Source organism: Amycolatopsis orientalis, assembly GCF_000943515.2.
In the GTDB taxonomy this organism is placed as follows: domain Bacteria; phylum Actinomycetota; class Actinomycetes; order Mycobacteriales; family Pseudonocardiaceae; genus Amycolatopsis; species Amycolatopsis orientalis.
On sequence record NZ_CP016174.1, the window covers coordinates 8,598,719 to 8,618,548 of the forward strand.

The 19,830-nt window shown below is 70.0% G+C and carries 18 protein-coding genes; 6 read left to right on the forward strand and 12 right to left on the reverse strand.

The genetic code is table 11. The annotated features are described in order from the left end of the window. Nucleotides 1-204: 204 nt before the first annotated feature. Entirely contained in the window at nt 205-2,106 is a 1,902-nt protein-coding gene (locus SD37_RS37480) for an N-acetylmuramoyl-L-alanine amidase (RefSeq protein WP_044855687.1), read from the forward strand. A gap of 64 nt (nt 2,107-2,170) precedes the next feature. On the opposite strand, the gene SD37_RS37485 is transcribed toward SD37_RS37480, so the two are convergent. Continuing rightward, a complete protein-coding gene (locus SD37_RS37485) occupies nt 2,171-3,559 on the reverse strand; it encodes a glycosyltransferase family 2 protein (protein ID WP_044855688.1) in 1,389 nt (462 codons plus the stop codon). Next, entirely contained in the window at nt 3,559-4,062 is a 504-nt protein-coding gene (gene xrtP / locus SD37_RS37490; RefSeq protein ID WP_044855689.1) for an exosortase P, read from the reverse strand. The genes SD37_RS37485 and xrtP overlap by 1 nt, the downstream gene beginning before the upstream one ends. Nucleotides 4,063-4,489: 427 nt before the next feature. On the opposite strand from xrtP, the gene SD37_RS37495 reads away from it, so the two are divergent. The 3 genes from SD37_RS37495 to wecB all read left to right on the forward strand — a co-directional run bounded on the left by SD37_RS37495 (nt 4,490) and on the right by wecB (nt 6,726). After that, a complete protein-coding gene (locus SD37_RS37495; RefSeq protein WP_044855690.1) occupies nt 4,490-5,266 on the forward strand; it encodes a choice-of-anchor P family protein in 777 nt (258 codons plus the stop codon). A gap of 21 nt (nt 5,267-5,287) precedes the next feature. Beyond that, nucleotides 5,288-5,467, forward strand: coding sequence for an LPXTG cell wall anchor domain-containing protein (locus SD37_RS37500; protein WP_044855691.1), 180 nt, complete (start codon nt 5,288-5,290; stop codon nt 5,465-5,467). Between the two features lie 107 nt (nt 5,468-5,574). Beyond that, nucleotides 5,575-6,726, forward strand: coding sequence for a non-hydrolyzing UDP-N-acetylglucosamine 2-epimerase (gene wecB, locus SD37_RS37505; RefSeq protein ID WP_044855817.1), 1,152 nt, complete (start codon nt 5,575-5,577; stop codon nt 6,724-6,726). On the opposite strand, the gene tsaD is transcribed toward wecB, so the two are convergent. From tsaD to tsaB, 3 genes are read right to left on the reverse strand one after another with little or no spacing between them, the layout of a single operon-like run. Beyond that, nucleotides 6,723-7,769: a tRNA (adenosine(37)-N6)-threonylcarbamoyltransferase complex transferase subunit TsaD gene (gene tsaD / locus SD37_RS37510; RefSeq protein WP_044855692.1), complete on the reverse strand. Its 1,047-nt coding sequence runs from the start codon at nt 7,767-7,769 to the stop codon at nt 6,723-6,725. The genes wecB and tsaD overlap by 4 nt on opposite strands. Then, nucleotides 7,769-8,248, reverse strand: a complete 480-nt coding sequence (gene rimI / locus SD37_RS37515) for a ribosomal protein S18-alanine N-acetyltransferase (protein WP_044855693.1) — start codon at nt 8,246-8,248, stop codon at nt 7,769-7,771. Before rimI ends, tsaD begins: the two co-directional genes overlap by 1 nt. After that, nucleotides 8,245-8,904 (reverse strand): tRNA (adenosine(37)-N6)-threonylcarbamoyltransferase complex dimerization subunit type 1 TsaB, encoded by a 660-nt coding sequence (gene tsaB / locus SD37_RS37520; RefSeq protein WP_044855694.1) that lies wholly within the window; start codon nt 8,902-8,904, stop codon nt 8,245-8,247. Before tsaB ends, rimI begins: the two co-directional genes overlap by 4 nt. Nucleotides 8,905-9,179: 275 nt before the next feature. On the opposite strand from tsaB, the gene SD37_RS37525 reads away from it, so the two are divergent. Beyond that, nucleotides 9,180-10,604 (forward strand): acyl-CoA synthetase, encoded by a 1,425-nt coding sequence (locus SD37_RS37525; protein ID WP_044855695.1) that lies wholly within the window; start codon nt 9,180-9,182, stop codon nt 10,602-10,604. Continuing rightward, a complete protein-coding gene (locus SD37_RS37530) occupies nt 10,601-11,932 on the forward strand; it encodes a carboxyl transferase domain-containing protein (protein WP_044855696.1) in 1,332 nt (443 codons plus the stop codon). Before SD37_RS37525 ends, SD37_RS37530 begins: the two co-directional genes overlap by 4 nt. Nucleotides 11,933-12,085: 153 nt before the next feature. On the opposite strand, the gene tsaE is transcribed toward SD37_RS37530, so the two are convergent. The 7 genes from tsaE to SD37_RS37565 form a co-directional block, all read right to left on the reverse strand. Beyond that, nucleotides 12,086-12,550 carry a tRNA (adenosine(37)-N6)-threonylcarbamoyltransferase complex ATPase subunit type 1 TsaE gene (gene tsaE / locus SD37_RS37535; protein WP_044855818.1) on the reverse strand — a complete coding sequence of 155 codons (465 nt, stop codon included), beginning with the start codon at nt 12,548-12,550 and terminating at the stop codon, nt 12,086-12,088. Beyond that, entirely contained in the window at nt 12,550-13,647 is a 1,098-nt protein-coding gene (locus tag SD37_RS37540) for an alpha/beta fold hydrolase (RefSeq protein WP_044855697.1), read from the reverse strand. The genes tsaE and SD37_RS37540 overlap by 1 nt, the downstream gene beginning before the upstream one ends. Then, nucleotides 13,644-14,783 carry an alanine racemase gene (alr, locus tag SD37_RS37545; RefSeq protein ID WP_044855698.1) on the reverse strand — a complete coding sequence of 380 codons (1,140 nt, stop codon included), beginning with the start codon at nt 14,781-14,783 and terminating at the stop codon, nt 13,644-13,646. Before alr ends, SD37_RS37540 begins: the two co-directional genes overlap by 4 nt. A 29-nt stretch (nt 14,784-14,812) precedes the next feature. Then, the gene (locus tag SD37_RS37550) at nt 14,813-15,904 is read right to left on the reverse strand and encodes an ABC transporter ATP-binding protein (protein WP_044855699.1); all 1,092 of its coding nucleotides are present in this window, start codon (nt 15,902-15,904) and stop codon (nt 14,813-14,815) included. A gap of 4 nt (nt 15,905-15,908) precedes the next feature. Continuing rightward, complete coding sequence (xylB, locus tag SD37_RS37555) at nt 15,909-17,345, reverse strand: xylulokinase (protein ID WP_044855700.1); 1,437 nt, start codon at nt 17,343-17,345, stop codon at nt 15,909-15,911. Next, nucleotides 17,335-18,150 (reverse strand): DeoR/GlpR family DNA-binding transcription regulator, encoded by an 816-nt coding sequence (locus SD37_RS37560; RefSeq protein WP_044855701.1) that lies wholly within the window; start codon nt 18,148-18,150, stop codon nt 17,335-17,337. The genes xylB and SD37_RS37560 overlap by 11 nt, the downstream gene beginning before the upstream one ends. Nucleotides 18,151-18,384: 234 nt before the next feature. Next, complete coding sequence (locus SD37_RS37565) at nt 18,385-19,830, reverse strand: bifunctional ADP-dependent NAD(P)H-hydrate dehydratase/NAD(P)H-hydrate epimerase (RefSeq protein WP_044855702.1); 1,446 nt, start codon at nt 19,828-19,830, stop codon at nt 18,385-18,387.

Here is a 19,830-nt window from a genome sequence, read left to right on the forward strand (position 1 = left end):
TCGGGCGGGCGAGGTGCCGAGAGCGCTCACGGCGGCATCGAGGACGCCGAACGGATCGCTCGCGGAAGCGCCATGCCACCGACTTGCGTTTAGCCCCCTAATCGCGATCTGGAGGGACCTTACGGAAGAGACGCGTTTCTGGTTAGGTTCCGACCATTGGGGTCGGTCCTGTACAGCAGACCTAGTCACTGGGGGTTTACGCCCATGCCGCGTCCCTTCCATCCTGTTGCCCTCGCACCACTCCGGCGCCGGTCCAGACGGACCGCCGGACTCGCGGTCCTCGCCCTCGCCGCCGGACTCCTCGCCGCCGTTCCCGCCGAAGCCGCCCCCGCGGATCAGCAGCGTCAGCGGGACTTCGCGGCCGCCGCGCAGGAGTTCGGCGTCCCCGAGAGCGTCCTGCTCGGCGTCTCCTTCCTGGAGTCACGCTGGGACTTCAACGCCGGTACGCCGAGCACGTCCGCCGGCTACGGCCCGATGCACCTGACCGATCTGCGCGACGCGGGAACCGGCACGCATCACGACGAAGGCGAGGAGGATCCGCGCGGCGACGACGCCCGCCGGGCGAAACTCCCGGCGACACCGGCGCCGAAGCCTCCCCCGCCGGGTCTGCAGACGATCGACGAAGCGTCCGCGCTCATCGGCCAGGACGTCGCGACGCTGCGCACGAACACCACGCAGAACATCCGCGGTGGCGCCGCCCTGCTGGCGAAGTACCAACGCGAAACCGGTGGCAAGGACTGGTACGACGCCGTCGCGCGCTACAGCGGCGCGAAGGACACGGCGGGAGCACGCTCCTTCGCCGACGAAGTCTTCGACACCATCTCCAAGGGCGTCAGCCGCAAGACCGACGACGGTCAGACCGTCACTCTCGCCGCGACGCCGGTGAGCCCGGCCCGCGAGCAAGCCGACACCTCGAAGACGGAATGCCCGAAGAAGGTCTCGTGCCTTTCGGTCCCCGCGCCGTACCAGGAGTTGCCGAACAACGACTACGGCAACCACGACAAGGCGGACCGGCCGAAGAGCCAGAAGGTCGAATACATCATCATCCACGACACCGAGGGCTACTGGGACACGGCGATGGACCTGGTCCAGGACCCGACGTACGTGAGCTGGCACTACACGATCCGTTCGGCGGACGGTCAGATCGCGCAGCACGTCCCGACCAAGGACGTCGCCTGGCACGCGGGCAACTGGTACGTCAACGCGAAGTCCGTCGGCATCGAGCATGAGGGCTTCGCCGCGAAGGGCACTTGGTACACGGAGGCGATGTACCGCACCTCCGCGAAGCTCGTCGGCTACCTCGCGCGGAAGTACGACATCCCGCTCGACCGCGCGCACATCCTCGGCCATGACAACGTGCCGGGCACGATCCCCTCGACCATCAAGGGCATGCACTGGGATCCGGGCCCGTACTGGGACTGGGCGCACTACTTCGACCTGATGGGCGCGCCGCTGTCCGGTTTCGGCCGTCCGGGTTCGCCGCTGGTGACCATCACACCGGACTTCGCCACCAACCAGCCCGCGTTCACGGGCTGCGAGACCGCCGGAAAGCCTTGTCCGGCAAGGGGTTCCGGATCTGTGGTGTTGCGCAGCGAGCCGAACGAGTCGGCGCCGCTGCTGAAGGACATCGGTCTGCGCCCGGATGGTTCGGCCAGCACGATGGCCGTTTCCGACATCGGCAGCCGGGCGGAGACCGGCCAGCGGTACGTGGTCGCCGAGCGGCGTGACGGCTGGACGGCGATCTGGTACCTCGGGCAGAAGGGCTGGTTCCGCGACCAGCGCACGACGAGCCCGGCGTTCGGTCTGGTCGTCACGCCGAAGCCCGGCCTGCCGACCGTGCCGGTGTTCGGGCGCGCGTATCCCGAGGCGGAGGCCTACCCGGCGAACGTGCCGGTGCAGCAGGTCGTCCCGCTGCCGTACACGTTCTCGGCCGGGCAGCGGTACTCGCTCGGCAACCTCCTCGGTTCCGAGTACTACTCGGCGACGACGTTCGACCCGGCGGACCACGTGGTCGTCAAGGGCAAGACGCGGTACGTCCAGATCCAGTTCGGACACCGGATCGCCTTCGTGAAGGCGGACGACGTCCAGATCCTGCCCGCCTTCTGACCCTGCTCCCGGCCCCGCCCGGATCGCGTTTAGCCCGCTAAAGGCGATCCGTGGCGGGGCTGGGTCAGGAGTCCAGGGCGACCTTGACCCCGGGAGCGTGCTCGGTGTTCCGCCGCGTCTTCGACCAGCCGTTCCGCCCGCGCACCAGGCGGAACAGCGCCCGCCACGACGTGATGTAGAACGTGTAGATGTACAGGGCGTAGGCGAAGCCCATCCCGAGCCCGCGCAGGAGATTGCGGCTCTTCAGGCATTTGAACTGATAGATCGGGCCCCACACGATGAACGGCAGCAGCCCGAACGAACCGTAGATCGCGAACAGGATCCACGCGCCGTCGTCGGCGAACCACGTCCACACCTGCGCCGGATCCCCCGCCGTGGTGAACAGCAGCAGGATGAACGGGATCGGGTACAGCAGCGAGCCGAGCAACTGCATCCACGGCTGCGCGAGGTAGTACATCATCTCCGCCGCGCCCAGCGTGCTCACATGCGGCGAATCCCAGATCCGCCGCAGATAGCGCGAACACTGCATCGTGCCCTGGCCCCAGCGCGTGCGCTGCACCAGGAATCGTCGCAGGCTGTAGAGCCCTTCCTGCTTCACGTGGGAATCCGGCGTGTACCCGGTCCGCCAGCCCGCGGTCAGCAGATGTACGCCGAGTTCGAAATCCTCCAGCAGCGAACCGCGCCACGGCTGCTCGTCGTCGCCCGCGATCGAGTCCAATGCGGACAGTCGCGTGAACTGTCCGTTGCCGCCCATGGAGATCGTGCCGGTGAACCCGCGCGAGGTCTGGATCGCCGCGATGGCCGTACGGAACTCGAGATCCTGCATCTGAGCCAGCTTCAGCCCGAAGGCACGCGAGAACCAGTTCTTCCCCGGCGGCCGGGTGTCGGCGTTGCCCATCCAGACGTCGAGTTGCACCGCGCCGATCGTCTCGTCGCCGAAGAGATGGTCCGCGGCGCACACCTCGAGGCAGTTCTCCGCCGGACGGCCGTCCGCGTCGACGACCACGACGACCACGTCGTCCCGGCTCGCGTCCGGGCCCATCCAGTCGTTGAGCGCCTGGTAGGCGGCGTTGAGGGCGTCCCCCTTGCCCGTCCTCGCCTCCGGACGGCGCCGGGGAACGAGGTGCAGGTACGGGTCGAAACCGCCGTTACGCCGCCAGATCGAGCGCACCACCCTGGCCGTGCGGTCCTCCGAGTCGTCGTCGACGACCCAGACATGCGCGTGCCGGAACGTCGAGCGCAGGTACCGCACCGTCTCGCGGATGACGGTCTGCTCGTCGCGGCACGGGACGAAGAAGTGCCAGGTGAAGTCGGCGGCGTCGCCGACGGGCGCGGGTTTGCGCCGCAGGTACGGCACGACGATCACGACCACGTACACGATGAACGCGACACTCATGGTGAGCGCGAACGCCTGGGTGATCGCGAGCAGGATCTTGACCGAGCCGCCGCCCATCAGGCGGCCTCGCGCTCGGCCCGGGACTTCCGGGTGCCCAGCCAGACGAACAGCACGAGGGCGATCGCGCCGCCGAGGACGCTCACCATCGAACCCAGCAAAGTGTGACCCCAGTAATAACCTTCGTCGACACCCAGCATCTGCACGAGTCCGACGATCGCCAAAACCCTCATCTGATTGACAAGAATGACCACGATCGCGGAGATCGCCAACGAAGAGAAGAGCCTCTTCGCATTTCTCGGCCGGAAATACAACATGGCGGCGGTCACCAACAACAGCGGTATCAACATGAATGCCGACGAGCATTCCGGCGTCATTCTCAACCCGAGTGGAGTATCGCCCGACAACCCAAAGTAGACGGTTTCGCGTTCACCGGCGACGAAGACACCCGATGTGGTGATAACCCTCAGTATCAGCCCCGCGAGCTGCACTTCGAAGACCCGGTACAGCCGTTCGGCCAGCACCAGTCCCGCCGCGACGGCGATCACCGCCAGTACCGCCATACGCAGCGGAAACCGGCTGGGACTCGACAGGGGAGCGCTCGCAACGGCCACGGTGACCCTCTCAGGAAAGGCGCAGCAGACGACGGGATTCGACGAAGCGGACAGGGACCTCGCCGACGAGAGTAAGTCAGCGAGAACCGGCCCTTCCGACCGGGTTCACGTTTTGAAAGTGATCATGGAGCCTTTCGGCACGATCGTGAAGAAACTGACTAGGCCGAAAGGGTGACATCCTCGGCGACCTGCGGGAAATGTCCGCAAAACCACCTGATCCGGTGATCCTCACGATTTTCTGTGCAATTTGGGAAACACTCGGCGATAGACGATCCGCGAGCCGAGTCAGGCCAGCTGAGGATTCGTCCGCGACGGTTGTGCCCATGTGCCGACCGCAGATGAGAGAAACACCCCACGAATCAATTCGGAGGACCAGTTGAAGAACACGCACCTCTTGCGACGAGGCGGATTGCTCGCCGCTGTGGTGGCGAGCGTGGCTCTCGCCGGTGCGGCGCCCGCCTCGGCGGCCCCCGGCGACGGCTCCGCGTATGGCGTCAAGGTCGACGTGCAGCTCCTCGGCCTGGACGCGGTGAAGGCCGGGCCACTCGCCGAGGCGAAGACCTCAGGGCCGACCACCAACAGCCTCGCGAAGGTCAATCTGACCGGTGTGCTCACCGCGGGCGCGATCAACACCGAGGCCAAGCGCGACGACAACTCCGGGGCCGTGACGGCCAAGGCGAGCACCGCGGACGTCGGGCTGCCGCTGCTCAAGACCGCTCTCGGCGACGTCGGCGCGAAGGCCGTGGAGGCCACCTGCACGGCGACCCAGAAGGGCGTCCAGGGCGCCACCACCCTGGTCGGCGCCAGCTTCGGCAGCGCGGGCGCCGTCGACGCGACACCAGCCCCCAACACCCAGATCAAGGTCGGCCTCGGCGGTATCAACGTCGCGACGATCATCCTGAACGAACAGATCAAGAACAGCGACGGCAGCCTGACCGTCAACGCGATCCACGTGAAGCTGCTGGGCGGCGCCCTCAACCCGCTCGGCTCCGGTGACGTGATCGTCTCGTCGGCCACCTGTGGTCCGGCCGGCCTGCCCGTGCCGCTGGCTTCCGGCACCGGACTGTGGATCGGTCTCGGCCTGCTCGGTGCCATCGCCGTTCCGGTCGGTATCCGCGTCGCCCGCAAGCGGCGTCCGGCGACCACCGCCTGACCAGGGTGAAGTGAGGTCGAGATGTACAAGTTGCCTGGCGCCGGAGTCGGCGTCGCCGGTGGCGGGGTGGGTGCCCTCGCCGCCACCGGGGCCGATGTCGGCTGGTGGCTGGCCGTCGGGGTGATCCTGCTGGTTCTCGGAACCATCGCGGTCATCGCCGGCTACCGCCGCACGAAACGGCTCGGCAAGGTGGGGAGCTGACCCTCCCTTGAACGGAACGGCCGCCGGCGTATGCCCCTCGTGCGCCGGCGGCCGTCACCGGAGATATTTCCGGGACACTCGAAATCGTGGATGAGGAGCGCGAACGCGTGGATGTGATGTTGCTGGCCGGGACCCGGCCGGAGGCGGTCAAGCTCGCGCCGCTGGCATTGGCGCTGGCGGAACACCCGCGCCTACGGCCTTTTGTCGTCCACAGTGGACAACATCAGGGTATGGTCGAGCAGGCATTGATCCCGTTCGGCCTGCCGGTCGACGCCTGGCTCGACACCCCGCCGCGAACCACGGGCACGCAGGCGGAACTGGTTTCCGGGCTGCTTCCCGCGCTCGATCGTTTGCTACGTCAGGTCGCGCCCGCCGCGATCGTCGTCCAAGGTGACACGACCACCGGACTGGCGGGCGCGCTCGCCGCGTTCTGGCTGGGAATCCCGGTCGTTCATCTCGAAGCGGGCCTGCGCACCCACGACCTGGCGGCACCGTTCCCCGAAGAGGGAACCCGGCAGATGATCTCGCGCATCACCGCCCTGCACCTCGCGCCGACGCCGGGTGCGGCGGCCGCGCTGCGCACGGAAGGCGTTGCGCGACAACGTATTGCGGTCACCGGCAACACCGTCGTCGACGCCGTGATGGCGATCGCCGAACGCGATCTGCCCGCCAGGGACACCGCGCTCGCGTTGCTGGAGATGGAGATCGCCGAGGCGAACGAACGCCTCGTCCTCGTCACATCGCACCGGCGCGAGTCCTGGGGCGAGCCGCTGAGCCGCACGCTCGCGGCCATCGAACTGATCGTCGCGGAACACACCGACGTCCACGTGTTGTTCCCGGTGCATCCGAATCCGGCGGTGCGGGAACAGGTCGTGACCGCGCTCGGCGGCACGCCCCGGGTGACGATCACCGAGCCGCTCGAGTATCCCGATCTCGTGCGCGCGCTGCGGCTGGCCGAACTCGTCCTGACCGATTCCGGAGGTATCCAAGAGGAAGCGCCGACGTTCGGCACGCCTGTCCTCGTACTCCGTGATGTCACCGAGCGACACGAGGCCATCGAGGCTGGCTGCGCCTGGCTGGTCGGGACGGACACCGCGCTCATCGCCGACACCGCGGCGAGGATCCTGCGCGGCGATCTCCGCCCGAAGCGTACCGGAAACCCTTACGGTGACGGCAATGCCGCCGCGTTGACGGTGGCGGCGCTGGAGGAACTCCTCGACCTGGCCCCGGTGCCGCGCACGGTCGCCGAATCGCGTTAGATCGAGACGATCTGGACCGGCAGCGCCGGGTTGGCCGAGAAGTCGAGCGCCGTCCGCGGACGTCCGGCGGCGACCACATGCGCGCCGAGCGCGGCGATCATCGCGCCGTTGTCCGTGCACAGTCGCGGTCGTGGGACCCGCAGCTGGATCCCGGCCTCCGCGCAGCGCTCGGCGGCGAGTTCGGACAACCGGGAATTCGCCGCCACACCACCGGAAATCACCAGCGTGTCCACGCCGTGTTCCTTGGCCGCACGGATCGCCTTCATGGTGAGAACGTCGGCGACGGCCTCCTGGAACGACGCCGCGACGTCGTCGACGGGGATCTCCTCGCCACGGCGCTCGGCGCCTTCCACCCACCTCGCGACGGCGGTTTTCAAGCCGGAGAAGGAGAAGTCGAACTTGGCGTCACGCGGCCCGGTCATTCCCCGGGGGAACGCGATGGCCGTGCCGTCGCCGTTCTTGGCGGCCTTGTCGATGGGTGGGCCGCCTGGGTAGGGCAGGCCGAGGACACGGGCGACCTTGTCGTAGGCCTCCCCCGCCGCGTCGTCCACAGTGGACCCGAGTTCGGTGATCTTGGCCGCGATGTCGTCCACCAGCAGCAATTGCGTGTGCCCGCCGGAGACGAGCAGCGCAAGGCAGCGTTCGGGCAACGGCCCGTGCTGCAGGGTGTCGACCGCGATGTGCCCGGCCAGATGGTTGACGCCATAGAGCGGGATGTCGAGCGCGGCGGCGTATGCCTTGGCCGCGGCGACGCCGACCAGGAGCGCGCCGGCCAGGCCGGGTCCGGCGGTCACCGCGATGGCGTCCACATCGGACAGTTTCAGCCCGGCCTTGCCGAAGGCGCGCTCGACGGTCGGGACCATCGCCTCCAGGTGCGCGCGACTGGCGACCTCGGGGACGACGCCGCCGAAGCGGGCGTGCTGGTCGACGCTGGAGGCGACCTCGTCGGCGAGGAGTTCGACCGTGTTGTCGTCGTGCAGGCGGACGAGGCCGACGCCGGTCTCGTCGCACGAACTCTCGATGCCCATGATGATGCGTGGCATCAGCCCGCCACCTCGTCTCGGACCTGGGCCCGCGGGCGGGCCATCGTGTAGGCGTCGGCGCCGGAAGGCTGGTAGTAGCGCTTCCGGAGGCCGACGCGTTCGAAACCGTGCCGCTCGTAGAGCGCGATCGCCGCTTCGTTGTCTGTGCGGACCTCGAGGAACACCGGCGCGACGAGTTCGTCCGCGCGGTCGAGGAGCGCCTTCAGCAACGCGGTGCCGACCCCGTTGCGCTGCCATGCCGGGTCGACGCCGATCGTGTGGATGCTCGTCTCGTAGTCGCCGCGTCGGCCGACGATGGCGAGGCCGGCGTACCCGACGACCTCGTCGCTTTCGGCCGGGCGCGCGACGAGATAGTGGCCGCCGGCGTCGAGTTCCGCGTGGAAGGCGTAGGCGCTCCACGGCGAATCCCCGGGGAAGAGGATCTTCTCTATCTCGACACAGCGGGGAATGTCCTTGCGGCGTAAGGGTTCCAGCCTCACGGCGTGGTCACCTTCTTGCGCGCGGCCGGCTCGACGGCGTCCGGGCGGCGGAGGTAGAGGGGGGTGAGCGGAGCGGGCTCGCTTCCGAAGTCCTCGCGCGCGGCCTTGACCAGTCCGAGGGGTGACGGGAAACGCGGCTCCATCGGCTGGACGCCGAGGGCGTCGGCGTAGAGGAGGGCGCCGTCGCCCGCCGCGACCTTGACCGTGGTGTCGAGGTCGGCCGGGCGCTGGACGTGTGGACCGTCGGTGCGGGAGCCGTCGGCGGCGTACGCGGCCCAGTAGACCTCGCGGCGCCTCGCGTCGGTGAGGACGAGGAAGGGCGCTTCGCCGGGGGCGACTTCGGCGGCGATCGCGTCGAGACTGCAGACCGGGTAGGCCGGGATGCCGAGGGCGTGGGCGAGCGAGGCGGCGGTGGCCATCCCGGCGCGAAGGCCGGTGAAGGGGCCGGGGCCGACGCCGCAGACGATGGCGTCGAGGTCGCGAAGCGTGACGCCCGCGGCCTTGACCGCTTCGAGGGCGTGGGGCGTGATCAGCTCGCCGTGCGCGCGGGGGTCGACCGTGACGCGGTCGCCTCGGGATTCGAGCGCGTCGCCGTCCAGGGCGACGAGGCCCGCGGTGACCGCCGGGGTCGAGGTGTCGATGGCCAGTACCAGCACGGTTACCCAGCCTACGACCAGCGCCCCGCGTCACGTTTAGGGGGCTGAACGCGACCCGGTCCCGCAGCTGCTCCCCCTGCCACCGGAGCACAGTTAGCCCGCGAAAGTCGCTCCCCGGGGGCGGCGGCAGGCGGAGCGACATTCGCGGGCTAACCGCGATCCGGGGCCGGTGTGAAGCAGGTCGCAGGGGGGTCGGAGGGGCGCGCGGTACGGTCCAGCGAGGGGCCCTCGGATTCACGTGCCCCGGCCGGTGGAGTCGAGCAGGAGGTCACGCGGTGCCCGATCGGTTGTTCCCCACACTCGCGAACGGCGGCTCCGGCAAAGAGGCCCTCCGCTTCGGCGACACCTCCCTGACGTACGCCGACCTCGCCGCCGTCGCCGGCACCCTCGCCCGCGACCTGCCGAGCGGCCGCGTCGCCGTCTGGGCGACGCCGACGGTCCACACCAGCGTCGCCGTGATCGCCGCACTGCTCGCCGGCGTCCCCGCCATCCCGCTCAATCCGAAGATCGGCGAACGCGAACTCGCGCACATCGTCGCCGACAGCGAACCCGTCCTCGTGCTCGCCGAACCGGACGCCGATCTGCCCGCCGGTCTCGCCGGCTTGCCGCGCCGCGACATCCCTCTCGAAGGCGCACCCGTCGATTTCCCCGCGGAACCGGACGCCGAAGCCCCGGCGCTGATCGTCTACACCTCCGGCACCACCGGCCCGCCCAAGGGCGTCGTCCTCCCCCGCCGGGCGATCTCGGCCACCCTCGACGTGCTCGAGGACGCCTGGGAATGGACCGCCGAAGACGTTCTGGTGCACGGCCTTCCGCTCTTCCACGTGCACGGCCTGATCCTCGGCATCCTCGGGCCCCTGCGGCGCGGCGGCTCGGTCCGGCATCTCGGCCGGTTCTCCACGGAAGGCGTCGCACGCGAGCTCGCGACCGGGGCGACCATGCTGTTCGGCGTCCCGACCATGTACCACCGCATCGCGGGCGAAGTCGGTGACGACCCATCGCTCGCCGAGGCGCTCAGGGGTGCCCGGCTGCTCGTCTCCGGGTCGGCGGCGCTGCCCGTCCACGACCACGAACGCATCACCGCGGCGACCGGCCAGCGTGTGATCGAGCGCTACGGGATGACCGAGACGCTGATGAACACCAGTGTCCGCGCCGACGGCGAGCGTGTCCCCGGCACCGTCGGGGTACCGCTGAGCGGCGTCGACCTGCGTCTCGTGGACGAGGCCGGAAAGCCCGTCGAAGAGACCGACACCGTCGGTGAGATCCAGGTTCGCGGGCCGAATCTGTTCACCGAATACCTCAACCGTCCCGACGCGACAGAAGCCGCCTTCGACGACGGCTGGTTCCGGACGGGCGACATGGCGACGCGCGACGCGGCCGGATACGTGAAGATCGTCGGCCGGAAGGCGACGGATCTGATCAAGAGTGGCGGTTACAAGATCGGCGCGGGCGAAATCGAGAACGCGCTCATGGAACATCCCGGGGTCGCGGAGGTCGCGGTCACCGGCGAGCCCGACGACGACCTCGGTGAGCGCATCGTGGCGTGGGTGGTGCCCGACGGGGAACGCCCGACGGAGTCGGAGCTGGCCGACCACGTGGCTCGCTTGTTGTCGCCGCACAAGCGGCCCCGGGTGGTCCGCTATCTGGAGGCGTTGCCGCGCAATGACATGGGCAAGGTCATGAAGCGGGCGCTCGGGTGAGCAGGCCCTCCGCCCGGTCCGTCATCAAGGAAATCGCGACCGGTTTCGTGGATCTGGACGTTCCGCGGTCCGAGGAGCCGGACGACGGGCCGATCGACTGGCCGGGCTACCGCGTGGCACGCGAAGCCGCCGCGGAGCGATCGGGCGAGGACGAGTCCGTCCTTTGCGGGACAGCCAGGATCGGCGAGGTCGAAGCGGTCGTGATCGCCTTCGAGTTCGGCTTCCTGGGAGGGTCGATCGGTCAGCGGACCGGTGATCGCGTCGAGGCGGCGTTCGCGCGGGCGGTGGCGTCCCGGCTGCCGGTGGTGTCGCTGATCGCGACGGGCGGCAGTCGCATGCAGCACGGGATGCGCGCGCTTTCGCAGTTGCAGCGCATCGCGCGAGCGGCGGCGGGAGCCCGGTCGGTGCCGCAGATCTCGGTGCTGCGCGATCCCACCACGGGCGGCGGCTGGGCGACGCTCGGTGCGAGCGCCGACGTCGTTCTCGCGTTGCCCGAGGCACAGGTCGGTTTCGCCGGTTCCCGGGTACGGCCCGCCGACGCACCCGCGGAGGCGTACACGGCGGAAGCGAAGCTCGCGTGGGGCCAGGTCGATCGGATCGTGCCGCCCGCCGATCTTCCCGCCGTGCTGGAACGGTGGTTGCGTTTGCTGACTTCGCCGTCGTCCGAAGCCGCCGAGCCTCCCGGCGCATACGGATCGCTGGAATTGCCCGAAAGCGGCTGGGCCGCGGTGCAGGCGGCGCGCTCCGCTGATCGTCCCAGGGCAGCCGAGTACCTCGATGGGTACTTCGAGTGGCGCGAGGACATCTCGGGCGACAGGTGTGGCGGTGTCGACGCCGGTGTCCTCTGCGGCTTCGGCCGGCGAGACGGCCGGACGATCGCGTACGCGGCCCAGTGCGGGACGCCGACGCTGCCCGCGGGATTCCGGACGGCGGCCCGTCTGGTGCGGCTCGCGTCGCGGCTGGGGATCCCCGTGCTCACGCTCGTCGACACTCCCGGTGCGGCGAACGACGCGGCGGCCGAGCGGGCCGGTGCCGGCGCCGCGATCGCGGAATTGTTCGAAGCCGTCGCGAGCGCTGCCGTGCCGATCACGACTCTGGTGATCGGGGAAGGCGGGTCCGGCGGCGCGCTCGCGTTCGCGGCGCCGGGTTCGACCTGGGTGACGCCCGACGCGTACTTCTCGGTCACCTCGCCCGAGGCGGCGGCGGCGATCCTCAAGTTGCCCGCCGACGAGGTCCCCGCCCTCGCGGATCGGCTGCGGTTACGCCCCCAAGACCTGGTCGACCTGGGAATCGCGCGCTCCGTGGTCGGCCCCGCGGATCACGGTTAGCCCGCGAAAGTCGCTCTGGGTCCCGTTGCTTAGCATGCCTACGCGTCACGGTTAGCCCGCGAAAGTCGACGTGCGCGGGTGGGGCGCGGGAGCGGGCCGGATCGCGTTTAGCCCGCTAAACGCAGGTCGGCCCGCCTGCCGCACAGATCGCGTTTAGCCCGCTAAACGCAGGTCGGGGGTGCGGGACGCCCAGGTGCCGTGCGGCTCCAAGGTGACCTCACGGACGTCGTCCTCGCGACGCTCCAGGCGCACGACGAGGTAGTCGTCCGAGAGCCGCTCCGCAGTTCCTTCACCCCACTCGACGACCAGGGCGGATCGCTCCAGTTCGGTGTCGAGGTCCAGATCGTCGAGCTGCGAGAGATCCCCGCCGAGCCGATACGCGTCAACGTGCACCAAGGCGACCCCGGCCTCGCCCGCCGGATGCACCCGCGCCAGCACGAACGTCGGCGAGCTGACCCGCCCGCCGACCCCGAGACCGTCCGCGATGCCGCGGGTCAGCGTCGTCTTGCCCGCCCCGAGTGGCCCGGCGAGCAGCACCAGGTCGCCCGCGCGCAGCGAGCGTCCCAGTGCGCGCCCGAAGTCCATGGTCGACTCGGGAGTCGGGAAAGCGAAGTTCATCAGCGCTGCCACCACCAGGTTCGCCGGTCGGAAGTTTCACCATCGGTGCCCGTGCACCGTTGTAGCAAATCGATCAGGTGGCTGTTCACCAGCTCGGGCTGTTCCAGCTGCACCATGTGTCCCGCGCCGCGCACGCGCACCAGCTCCGCGTCCGGCAGCTCCGCCGCGATCCGCTCGGCGTGCGCGATCGGCGTGAACCGGTCGGAATCCCCGCCGACGACCAGTACGTGCGCGTGCTTCAAGCCGGCGAGCGCCGCATACCGGTTGTGGCTGCCCAGGGTGTCGACGAAGTTCACCAGCCCGCGCACCGGCGTCACTTCGAGCATTTCCAGCATGAAGTCGACGAGCCGCGGCGACACGTCCCGGCTGCCGAAAGCCAGCCGTCGGACGGCCTGCCGGGTCAGCTGCCCGCCCGCCGCCCGCACGAACTCGACCAGGCCCGGCTGCCAGCCCGCCAGCCCGCCGACACCCCGGGTGAGCGGGTTGTACTTCGAAAGCAGCGACCTCGGCAGCCCCCGCGCGCCGACCTCGCCCGCGGCCGTCGCGATGAACGCGACACCGCACACTCGGTCGTCGAACAGCTCAGGATGCTCCGCGGCGAGCTCCATGATCACCATGCCGCCCATCGAGTGCCCCATCAGCACGATGGGCCCCTCCGGCGCCACCGAACGCACGACCATGTCGAGGTCGCGTGCCAGCTGTTCGATGGTGCTGTTCTCGGCGGTCGCGGCACCGGATTGCCCGTGCCCGCGGTGGTCGAAATAGATCTGACGCACCCGCGGCAACTTCAGCGACGCGAGGTCTCGCCGCTGGAAGTGCCAGCAGCGCTTCGACAACGCGAACCCGTGCACGCCGACGACGGTCAGCTCCGGTTCGCCCCCATCCGCCGGATCGATCTCCTCGACCGCGAGCGGCGTGCCGTCTTCGGCCGCCACGGTCGAGGTCCGGTCCGGTTCAAGATCCCCCAACGGCTCGTCCACGAGCGGATCCTCACTCTGCCGCCGCTGCTGTGCGGCGACGGCGATCGCGGCGGCGGTGCCGGTGGCCACCGCCCCGACCCCGCCGACGATGGCCAGCAGTCTTCGTGAAGGTGTCACGAGCCGGCCTCCAGATACGTTCGGTGGATACGCGGGCGGTACATCGAAGTCACGATCTCGTAGTCGATAGTCCCCAGCTTGTCCGCCCATTCCCGGGCTGTCGGCTCGCCAAACGTGCCCTGGCCGAAGAGGATCACTTCGCTCCCGACGGCGGGCTCGTCATCTCCGCAATCGACGATCAGCTGATCCATGCAGACGCGTCCGACCACCGGGCGGCGGCGTCCGCCGAGCCAGACGTCCATCCGGCCGGACAGCGACCGCGGCACGCCGTCGGCGTATCCGACCGGCACGAGGGCGAGGGTGGTGTCGCGCTCGGCCGTCCAGGTGTGGCCGTAAGAGACGGACTCGCCGGCCGCGATCCGCTTCGTGAGGACGACCGACGACTTGAAGGTCATCGCCGGGCGCAGGTCTTCGGCCGCGGGCACCGGGTTCAGCCCGTAGATCGCGATCCCGGGGCGTACGAGGTCGAAGTGCAGATCGGGCCTGGTCAGCACGGCGGCGGAGTTCGCGAGGTGGCGCACGGGCTCCAGCCCGGCCGCGCGGGCGATGTCGTAGGCCTCGTCGAACCGCTTCGCCTGCGCGTCGATGGAGGGGTGGCCCGGCTCGTCGGCGCAGGCGAGGTGCGACCAGATCGCGACGACCTCGACGAGCGGCTTCGCGGCCGCCGCAGCCTGGACCAACGCGGGCCATTCCGCAGGTGGGCAGCCGTTTCGGGAGAGTCCGGTGTCGATCTTCAGGTGCACCCGCGCGGTCGCGATTAGGGGGCTAAAGTCGCGCGCCCGGCGCGCGCCCTCGGCCACGCGAGCGAGCTCGTCGAGGGAGCTGACCGCGACGTCGATGTCTTCGGCGACGGCGTCCGCGAAGTCGGCTTCGGGAGTGTCGAGCCAGCTGAAGAGCCGGACACCGATCCCCGCGCGGCGCAGCGCGATCGCCTCACCGAGAGAGCAGGTTCCCAGCCAGGTCGCCCCGCCTTCGATGGCGGCCCGCCCGACCTCGAACGCTCCATGCCCGTAGCCGTCGGCCTTGACCACCGCCATGGTCTGGGCCCCAGGGCCGCGGGAAGCGAGCAGGGCGACGTTGTGCCGGATGGCGGACAGGTCGATGACGACCTCGGCACGCGGGAAACTGGCGGTCATAACGACCACCAGTTTCCCACGAACCGGGCTCAGGACAGGCGCGCCCCGTCAGTGGCGGAGAACACGTGCAGCTCGTCGGGACGGATCCGCAGGTGCAGGGTGTCGCCCATGACCGGCGGCTTGCGCGGGTCGACCCGGGTGACCACGTTCGACTTCGTGCCTTCGGCGTCGGTCTCGGCGAGCTTGCCGTAGACGTACGCGTCCGAGCCGAGTTCCTCGACGAGGTCGACCTTGACCGGCACGGTGCCGTCCTCGCTGGTGGTCACTTCGAGCGACTCGGGCCGGAAGCCGAGAGTCACCGTGTCACCGTCGGCCTTGGCGAGGATCTCGCGGGACAGCGGCACCCGCGCACCGCCGAGCTCGGCACCGTCAGCGGTGAGCTTCGCGGTGACGAGGTTCATCGCGGGCGAGCCGATGAACCCTGCGACGAAAGCGTTGGCGGGCCGGTCGTACAGCGCGCGCGGGGTGTCGCACTGCTGCAGGAGACCGTCCGAGAGGACAGCGACCCGGTCGCCCATCGTCATGGCCTCGACCTGGTCGTGCGTGACGTACACGGTGGTGACGCCGAGACGGCGCTGCAGGGCGGCGATCTGCGTACGCGTCGAAACACGCAGCTTGGCGTCGAGGTTCGACAGCGGCTCGTCCATCAGGAAGACCTGCGGCTCACGCACGATGGCGCGGCCCATCGCGACACGCTGGCGCTGACCACCGGAGAGCGCCTTCGGCTTGCGGTCGAGGTACTGCTCGATGTCGAGCAGCTTGGCCGCGTCGAGCACCTTCTGCTTGATCTCCGAAGCCGGACGGCCGGCGATCTTCAGCGCGAAGCCCATGTTCTGGCCGACGGTCATGTGCGGGTACAGCGCGTAGTTCTGGAACACCATCGCGATGTCGCGGGCGCGCGGCGGCAGCTGCGTGACGTCGCGGTCGCCGATCCAGACGGCGCCTTCGTCGATGTCCTCGAGGCCGGCGAGCATCCGCAGGCTGGTGGACTTGCCGCAGCCGGAAGGCCCGACCAGCACGAGGAATTCGCCGTCGGCGATCTCGAGTTCGAGTGCGTCCACGGCGGGCCGCTCGGAACCGGCGTAGCGCCGGGTCGCCTTATCGTAGGTGATCGTGGCCATCGGTTCAGTCCTCTTTCGGTTTCGCGGGGATGCCGTGCCCGAGTTCGCGGGCCTCGAGATGCCGTTGCTGGATCCGGTATCCCTCGGCGCGGTCCGCCTCGGTCGGTTCGGCCAGCTCGAGCCGGGTCTTGCCGTGGTCTTCCTGCCAGCGGGGAGGTTCCTTGCTGGAAGCGAGGGCCCAGGCCGCCTGCCGCGCGGCGCCGACCGCGACGTACTCGGCGACTTCGGGGATGACGACGGGCACGCCGAACACGACCGGCGCGACCGCGCGGACGGCGGCCGACTGCGCGCCGCCACCGATCAGGAGCACGCGGCGGACCTCGAGTCCCTGTTCACGCAGGGCGTCGAGACCGGCGGCGAGGCCGCACAGCATGCCTTCGACGGCGGCGCGGGCGAGGTTTTCCGACGTCATGTTCGCGCGGGTCAGGCCGAAGAGCGTGCCCTTGGCGTCCGGGAGGTTCGGCGTCCGCTCACCATCGAGGTAAGGCAGGAAGGTGAGGCCACCGGAGCCGGGAGCGGCGGCGAGCGCCAGCTTGTCGAACTCCGCGAGTTCGACGCCGAGCATCGCGGCCGTGGCGGTGAGCACGCGGGCGGCGTTGAGGGTGCAGGCGAGCGGCAGGAACCGGCCGGTGGCGTCGGCGAATCCGGCGACGATGCCGGTGGGGTCGGCGCTCGCGGTCTCGGAGACGCCGAAGACGGTGCCGCTGGTGCCCAGCGAGACCACGACGTCGCCGGGGACGAGTTCGAGGCCGAGCGCGGCGGCCATGTTGTCGCCGGTTCCGGCCGAGACCAGGATCCCGTCCGGCGTGTGCCCCGCGGCCTCGGCGGGGCCGAGGATCTTGGGCAGCGAGGGGGTGCGGCCGCCGAAGGCGTGCGCGAGGAGGTCTTGGCGGTAGGTGCCGCCGGCGGGCGAGAAGTAGCCGGTGCCGGACGCGTCGCCGCGGTCGGTGACCGGCTCGGCGCCCTGGCCCAGCAGGCGCCACGTCAGCCAGTCGTGCGGGAGCAGGACCCTGGCGACACGATCGGCCAGCTCGGGCTCGTTCTCCGCCATCCAGCGCAGTTTTGTGACGGTGAAGCTGGCGACCGGGACCGAGCCGACGGACTTCGCCCAGTTCTCGGCGCCGAGTTCGCTTCCGAGGTCTTCGGCCGCCTTCGCGGACCGAGTGTCGTTCCACAGCAACGCGGGCCTGACGACCTCGCCGTCCTCGTCGAGGGTGACCATGCCGTGCTGCTGCCCCCCGACGCCGATCGCGCCGACCCCGTCGAGCAGGCCGTCGGTGGCCTCGCGCAACGCGTCCCACCACGCCGAAGGGGCGACTTCGGTGCCGTCGGGGTGCGAAGCGCGGCCGGTGCGGACGATCTCGCCGGTGGCCGCGTCGCAGACGACGACCTTCGTCGACTGGGTCGACGAGTCGATTCCGGCGACCAGGTCAGATTTCATATTCCGGCCCCTCTGGGTCGCACTCGACCTGCTCGATGGCCGTTCCCGCGTTCAGGGCGGCCTCGATCTCTTCGGTCGGTGTCAGGTCGTCGGTGATCAGGAGGTCGTAGTCGCCGATGTCGCCGTGCGCGAACGTGGCGGTGCGGCCGAACTTGGAGTTGTCGACGACCAGGACGTTGTGGCTGGCGGTGCGCAGCGCGGCCTTCTTGAGCGCGGCGTAGTCCTGGACGGGGTGGAACAGGCGGCCGACCGCGACCGCGGCGACCGAGACGAACCCGATGTCGGCGTGGGTGCGCTCGAGGAACGCGAGGACGTCCGGCCCGGCGCACGAGTCGAACTCGTGGTGGTAGCGGCCGCCGGCGAGAACGACCTCGACGCTCTTGGCCGGGCCGAGGATGCGGGCGGCTTCGAGCGAGTTGGTGATGACGGTCAGGTCTTCGATCGCGCCGAGGCGGCGGACGAGCGGGAAGAGTGTCGTCGAGTCGTCGACGAAGACCGTCTGGCCGGACTGGACGTGGGCGGCGGCGGCCTCGCCCAGGGCGTCCTTCGCGGCCTGGTTGAAGGTGTCGCGGAAGCGGGCGGCCGACTCCATGGTCGTGGCCGGGTAGGCCTCGACCTTGCCGCGCAGTTTGCGGAGGAGGCCGCGCTCGGCGAGGTCGTCGAGGTCGCGGTGCATCGTCATCAGGCTGACGCCGAAGCGCGAGGTGAGGTCGTCGATGCGGACCTCGCCGGTGGCGATGACGTGGTCGAGGATCTCCTGGCGCCGGTGCTCGACGGCGGCGTCCGAGGGCCTGGTCTTAGACATGGGCGACACCGTTCACGACCTGGGACATCGCGGTCCCGGCGGGGTAGGTGTCGGCGCTCACACCTGCTTCTTACCAGATTATTCGCCCGTAGTTAACACGTAACTCGATAACTCTCCCACTTTTCCTCACCTGCCGCCCGCGCTGACGCACTTGCGTTTAGCCCCCTAATCGTGCTCTGCGGGCGGGCGCCGTCAGAGCACACTTAGGGGGCTAAAGTCGACACGGGGCCCTGGTCAGAGGGTGTGCGAGCGGACGGCCCGGATGGCGTCGGGGACGGCGTCGAGGATGCCGGAAGCCGAGGTCGGAGCGCCGTCGGCGGCGAGGGAGCCGGCGAGCGAATGGACGTGCGCGGCGGCCCCGGCCGCCAGCCAGGGATCGAGCCCGGCGGCGAGCAGCGAGCCGACCAGACCGGAGAGCACGTCGCCCGAACCGGCTGTCGCGAGCCACGACCCCCGAGGCGTGTTCACCAGCGCGCGCCCGTCCGGCGCCGCGACCACCGTGCAGTGCCCCTTCAGGAGCACGACGGCGTCGTACTTCCGCGCGGCCGACCGCGCCGCCGCGGCCCGGTCCGCCCCCGGCGGCGAACCCATCAACCGCTCGAACTCCCCCGCGTGCGGCGTCAGCACGAGCGGCGTGTCCGGATCGCGCGCGTCCAGTACGTCGGGCGAGTGCGCGATGATCGTCGTCGCGTCGGCGTCCGCGCACACCGGCACACCCCGGCCGAGCACGAACCGCAGCACGTCCCGGCCCTCGTTGCCGGTGCCGATCCCCGGCCCGACGACCCACGCCTGCACCCGGCCGGCGTCCGTCACCGAGCCCGTCGCGATCACTTCGGGCCACCGCCCGCGCACCACGTCGGCGGCGTGCCCGGCGTAGCGCACCAGCCCGGACGTCGCCCGCACTGCGGCGCCGGCCGCGAGTACGGCCGCCCCCGGGTAGGTCGCGGATCCCGCGGCCACCCCGGCCACGCCTTGGCTGTACTTGTCGTCGCCAGGCCCGGGGACCGGCCACGCCGCGGCGACATCGGCCGTGTCGAGCCGCTCCAGATCGGGTTCGCCGAGTTCCGGCCGCAGCCCGATGTCCACCAGTGCGACCTCGCCGCACGACGCGGGCGCGAGGGCGTGCACGGGCTTGAGGGCGCCGAAGGTGACCGTGCGGTCGGCGACGACGGCCGGACCGTCGACGGCGCCGGTGTCCGGATCCACCCCGCTCGGCAGATCGACGGCCAGCATCGGCGAACTCACGTGCTCCAGCAGCGCGGCGGCGTCCGCCCGCAAGGGCCCTCGCGCCGAAATGCCGACGATCCCGTCGACGACGAGATCCGCCCGGCCGATCCACTGTGGACCGTCCTCAACGGACACGATCTTGCCGCCGGATCGCTTCAGGGCGGCCAAACCCTGGGCGTGCGCACGTTCGGGTTTCAGCAGGATCGCGGAGACTGCCACATTGCGACGGCGCAGGAAAGCGCCAGCCCACAAGGCGTCACCGCCGTTGTTTCCCGAACCGACCAGCAACGTCACCCGCCGCCCGGACACCGAACCCGTGTGCTCGGCGAGCATCTCGGCGGCGTGCACCGACAGGCCGAAGGCCGCGCGTCGCATGAGCTCGCCGTCGGGAGTGACGGCGAGCAGCCTGTCCTCCGCCGCGCGAATCCGTTCCGTGGTCCAGATTCCCTGCAC

What these genes read in the sequence shown, in the direction of transcription:
- SD37_RS37480 (WP_044855687.1), top strand. Translation starts at nt 205, where the DNA reads ATGCCGCGTCCCTTCCATCCTGTTGCCCTCGCACCACTCCGGCGCCGG.
- SD37_RS37485 (WP_044855688.1), bottom strand. Translation starts at nt 3,559, where the DNA reads ATGGGCGGCGGCTCGGTCAAGATCCTGCTCGCGATCACCCAGGCGTTC.
- xrtP (WP_044855689.1), bottom strand. Translation starts at nt 4,062, where the DNA reads ATGGCGGTACTGGCGGTGATCGCCGTCGCGGCGGGACTGGTGCTGGCC.
- SD37_RS37500 (WP_044855691.1), top strand. Translation starts at nt 5,288, where the DNA reads ATGTACAAGTTGCCTGGCGCCGGAGTCGGCGTCGCCGGTGGCGGGGTG.
- tsaD (WP_044855692.1), bottom strand. Translation starts at nt 7,769, where the DNA reads ATGCCACGCATCATCATGGGCATCGAGAGTTCGTGCGACGAGACCGGC.
- tsaE (WP_044855818.1), bottom strand. Translation starts at nt 12,550, where the DNA reads ATGAACTTCGCTTTCCCGACTCCCGAGTCGACCATGGACTTCGGGCGC.
- alr (WP_044855698.1), bottom strand. Translation starts at nt 14,783, where the DNA reads ATGACCGCCAGTTTCCCGCGTGCCGAGGTCGTCATCGACCTGTCCGCC.
- SD37_RS37550 (WP_044855699.1), bottom strand. Translation starts at nt 15,904, where the DNA reads ATGGCCACGATCACCTACGATAAGGCGACCCGGCGCTACGCCGGTTCC.
- xylB (WP_044855700.1), bottom strand. Translation starts at nt 17,345, where the DNA reads ATGAAATCTGACCTGGTCGCCGGAATCGACTCGTCGACCCAGTCGACG.
- SD37_RS37560 (WP_044855701.1), bottom strand. Translation starts at nt 18,150, where the DNA reads ATGTCTAAGACCAGGCCCTCGGACGCCGCCGTCGAGCACCGGCGCCAG.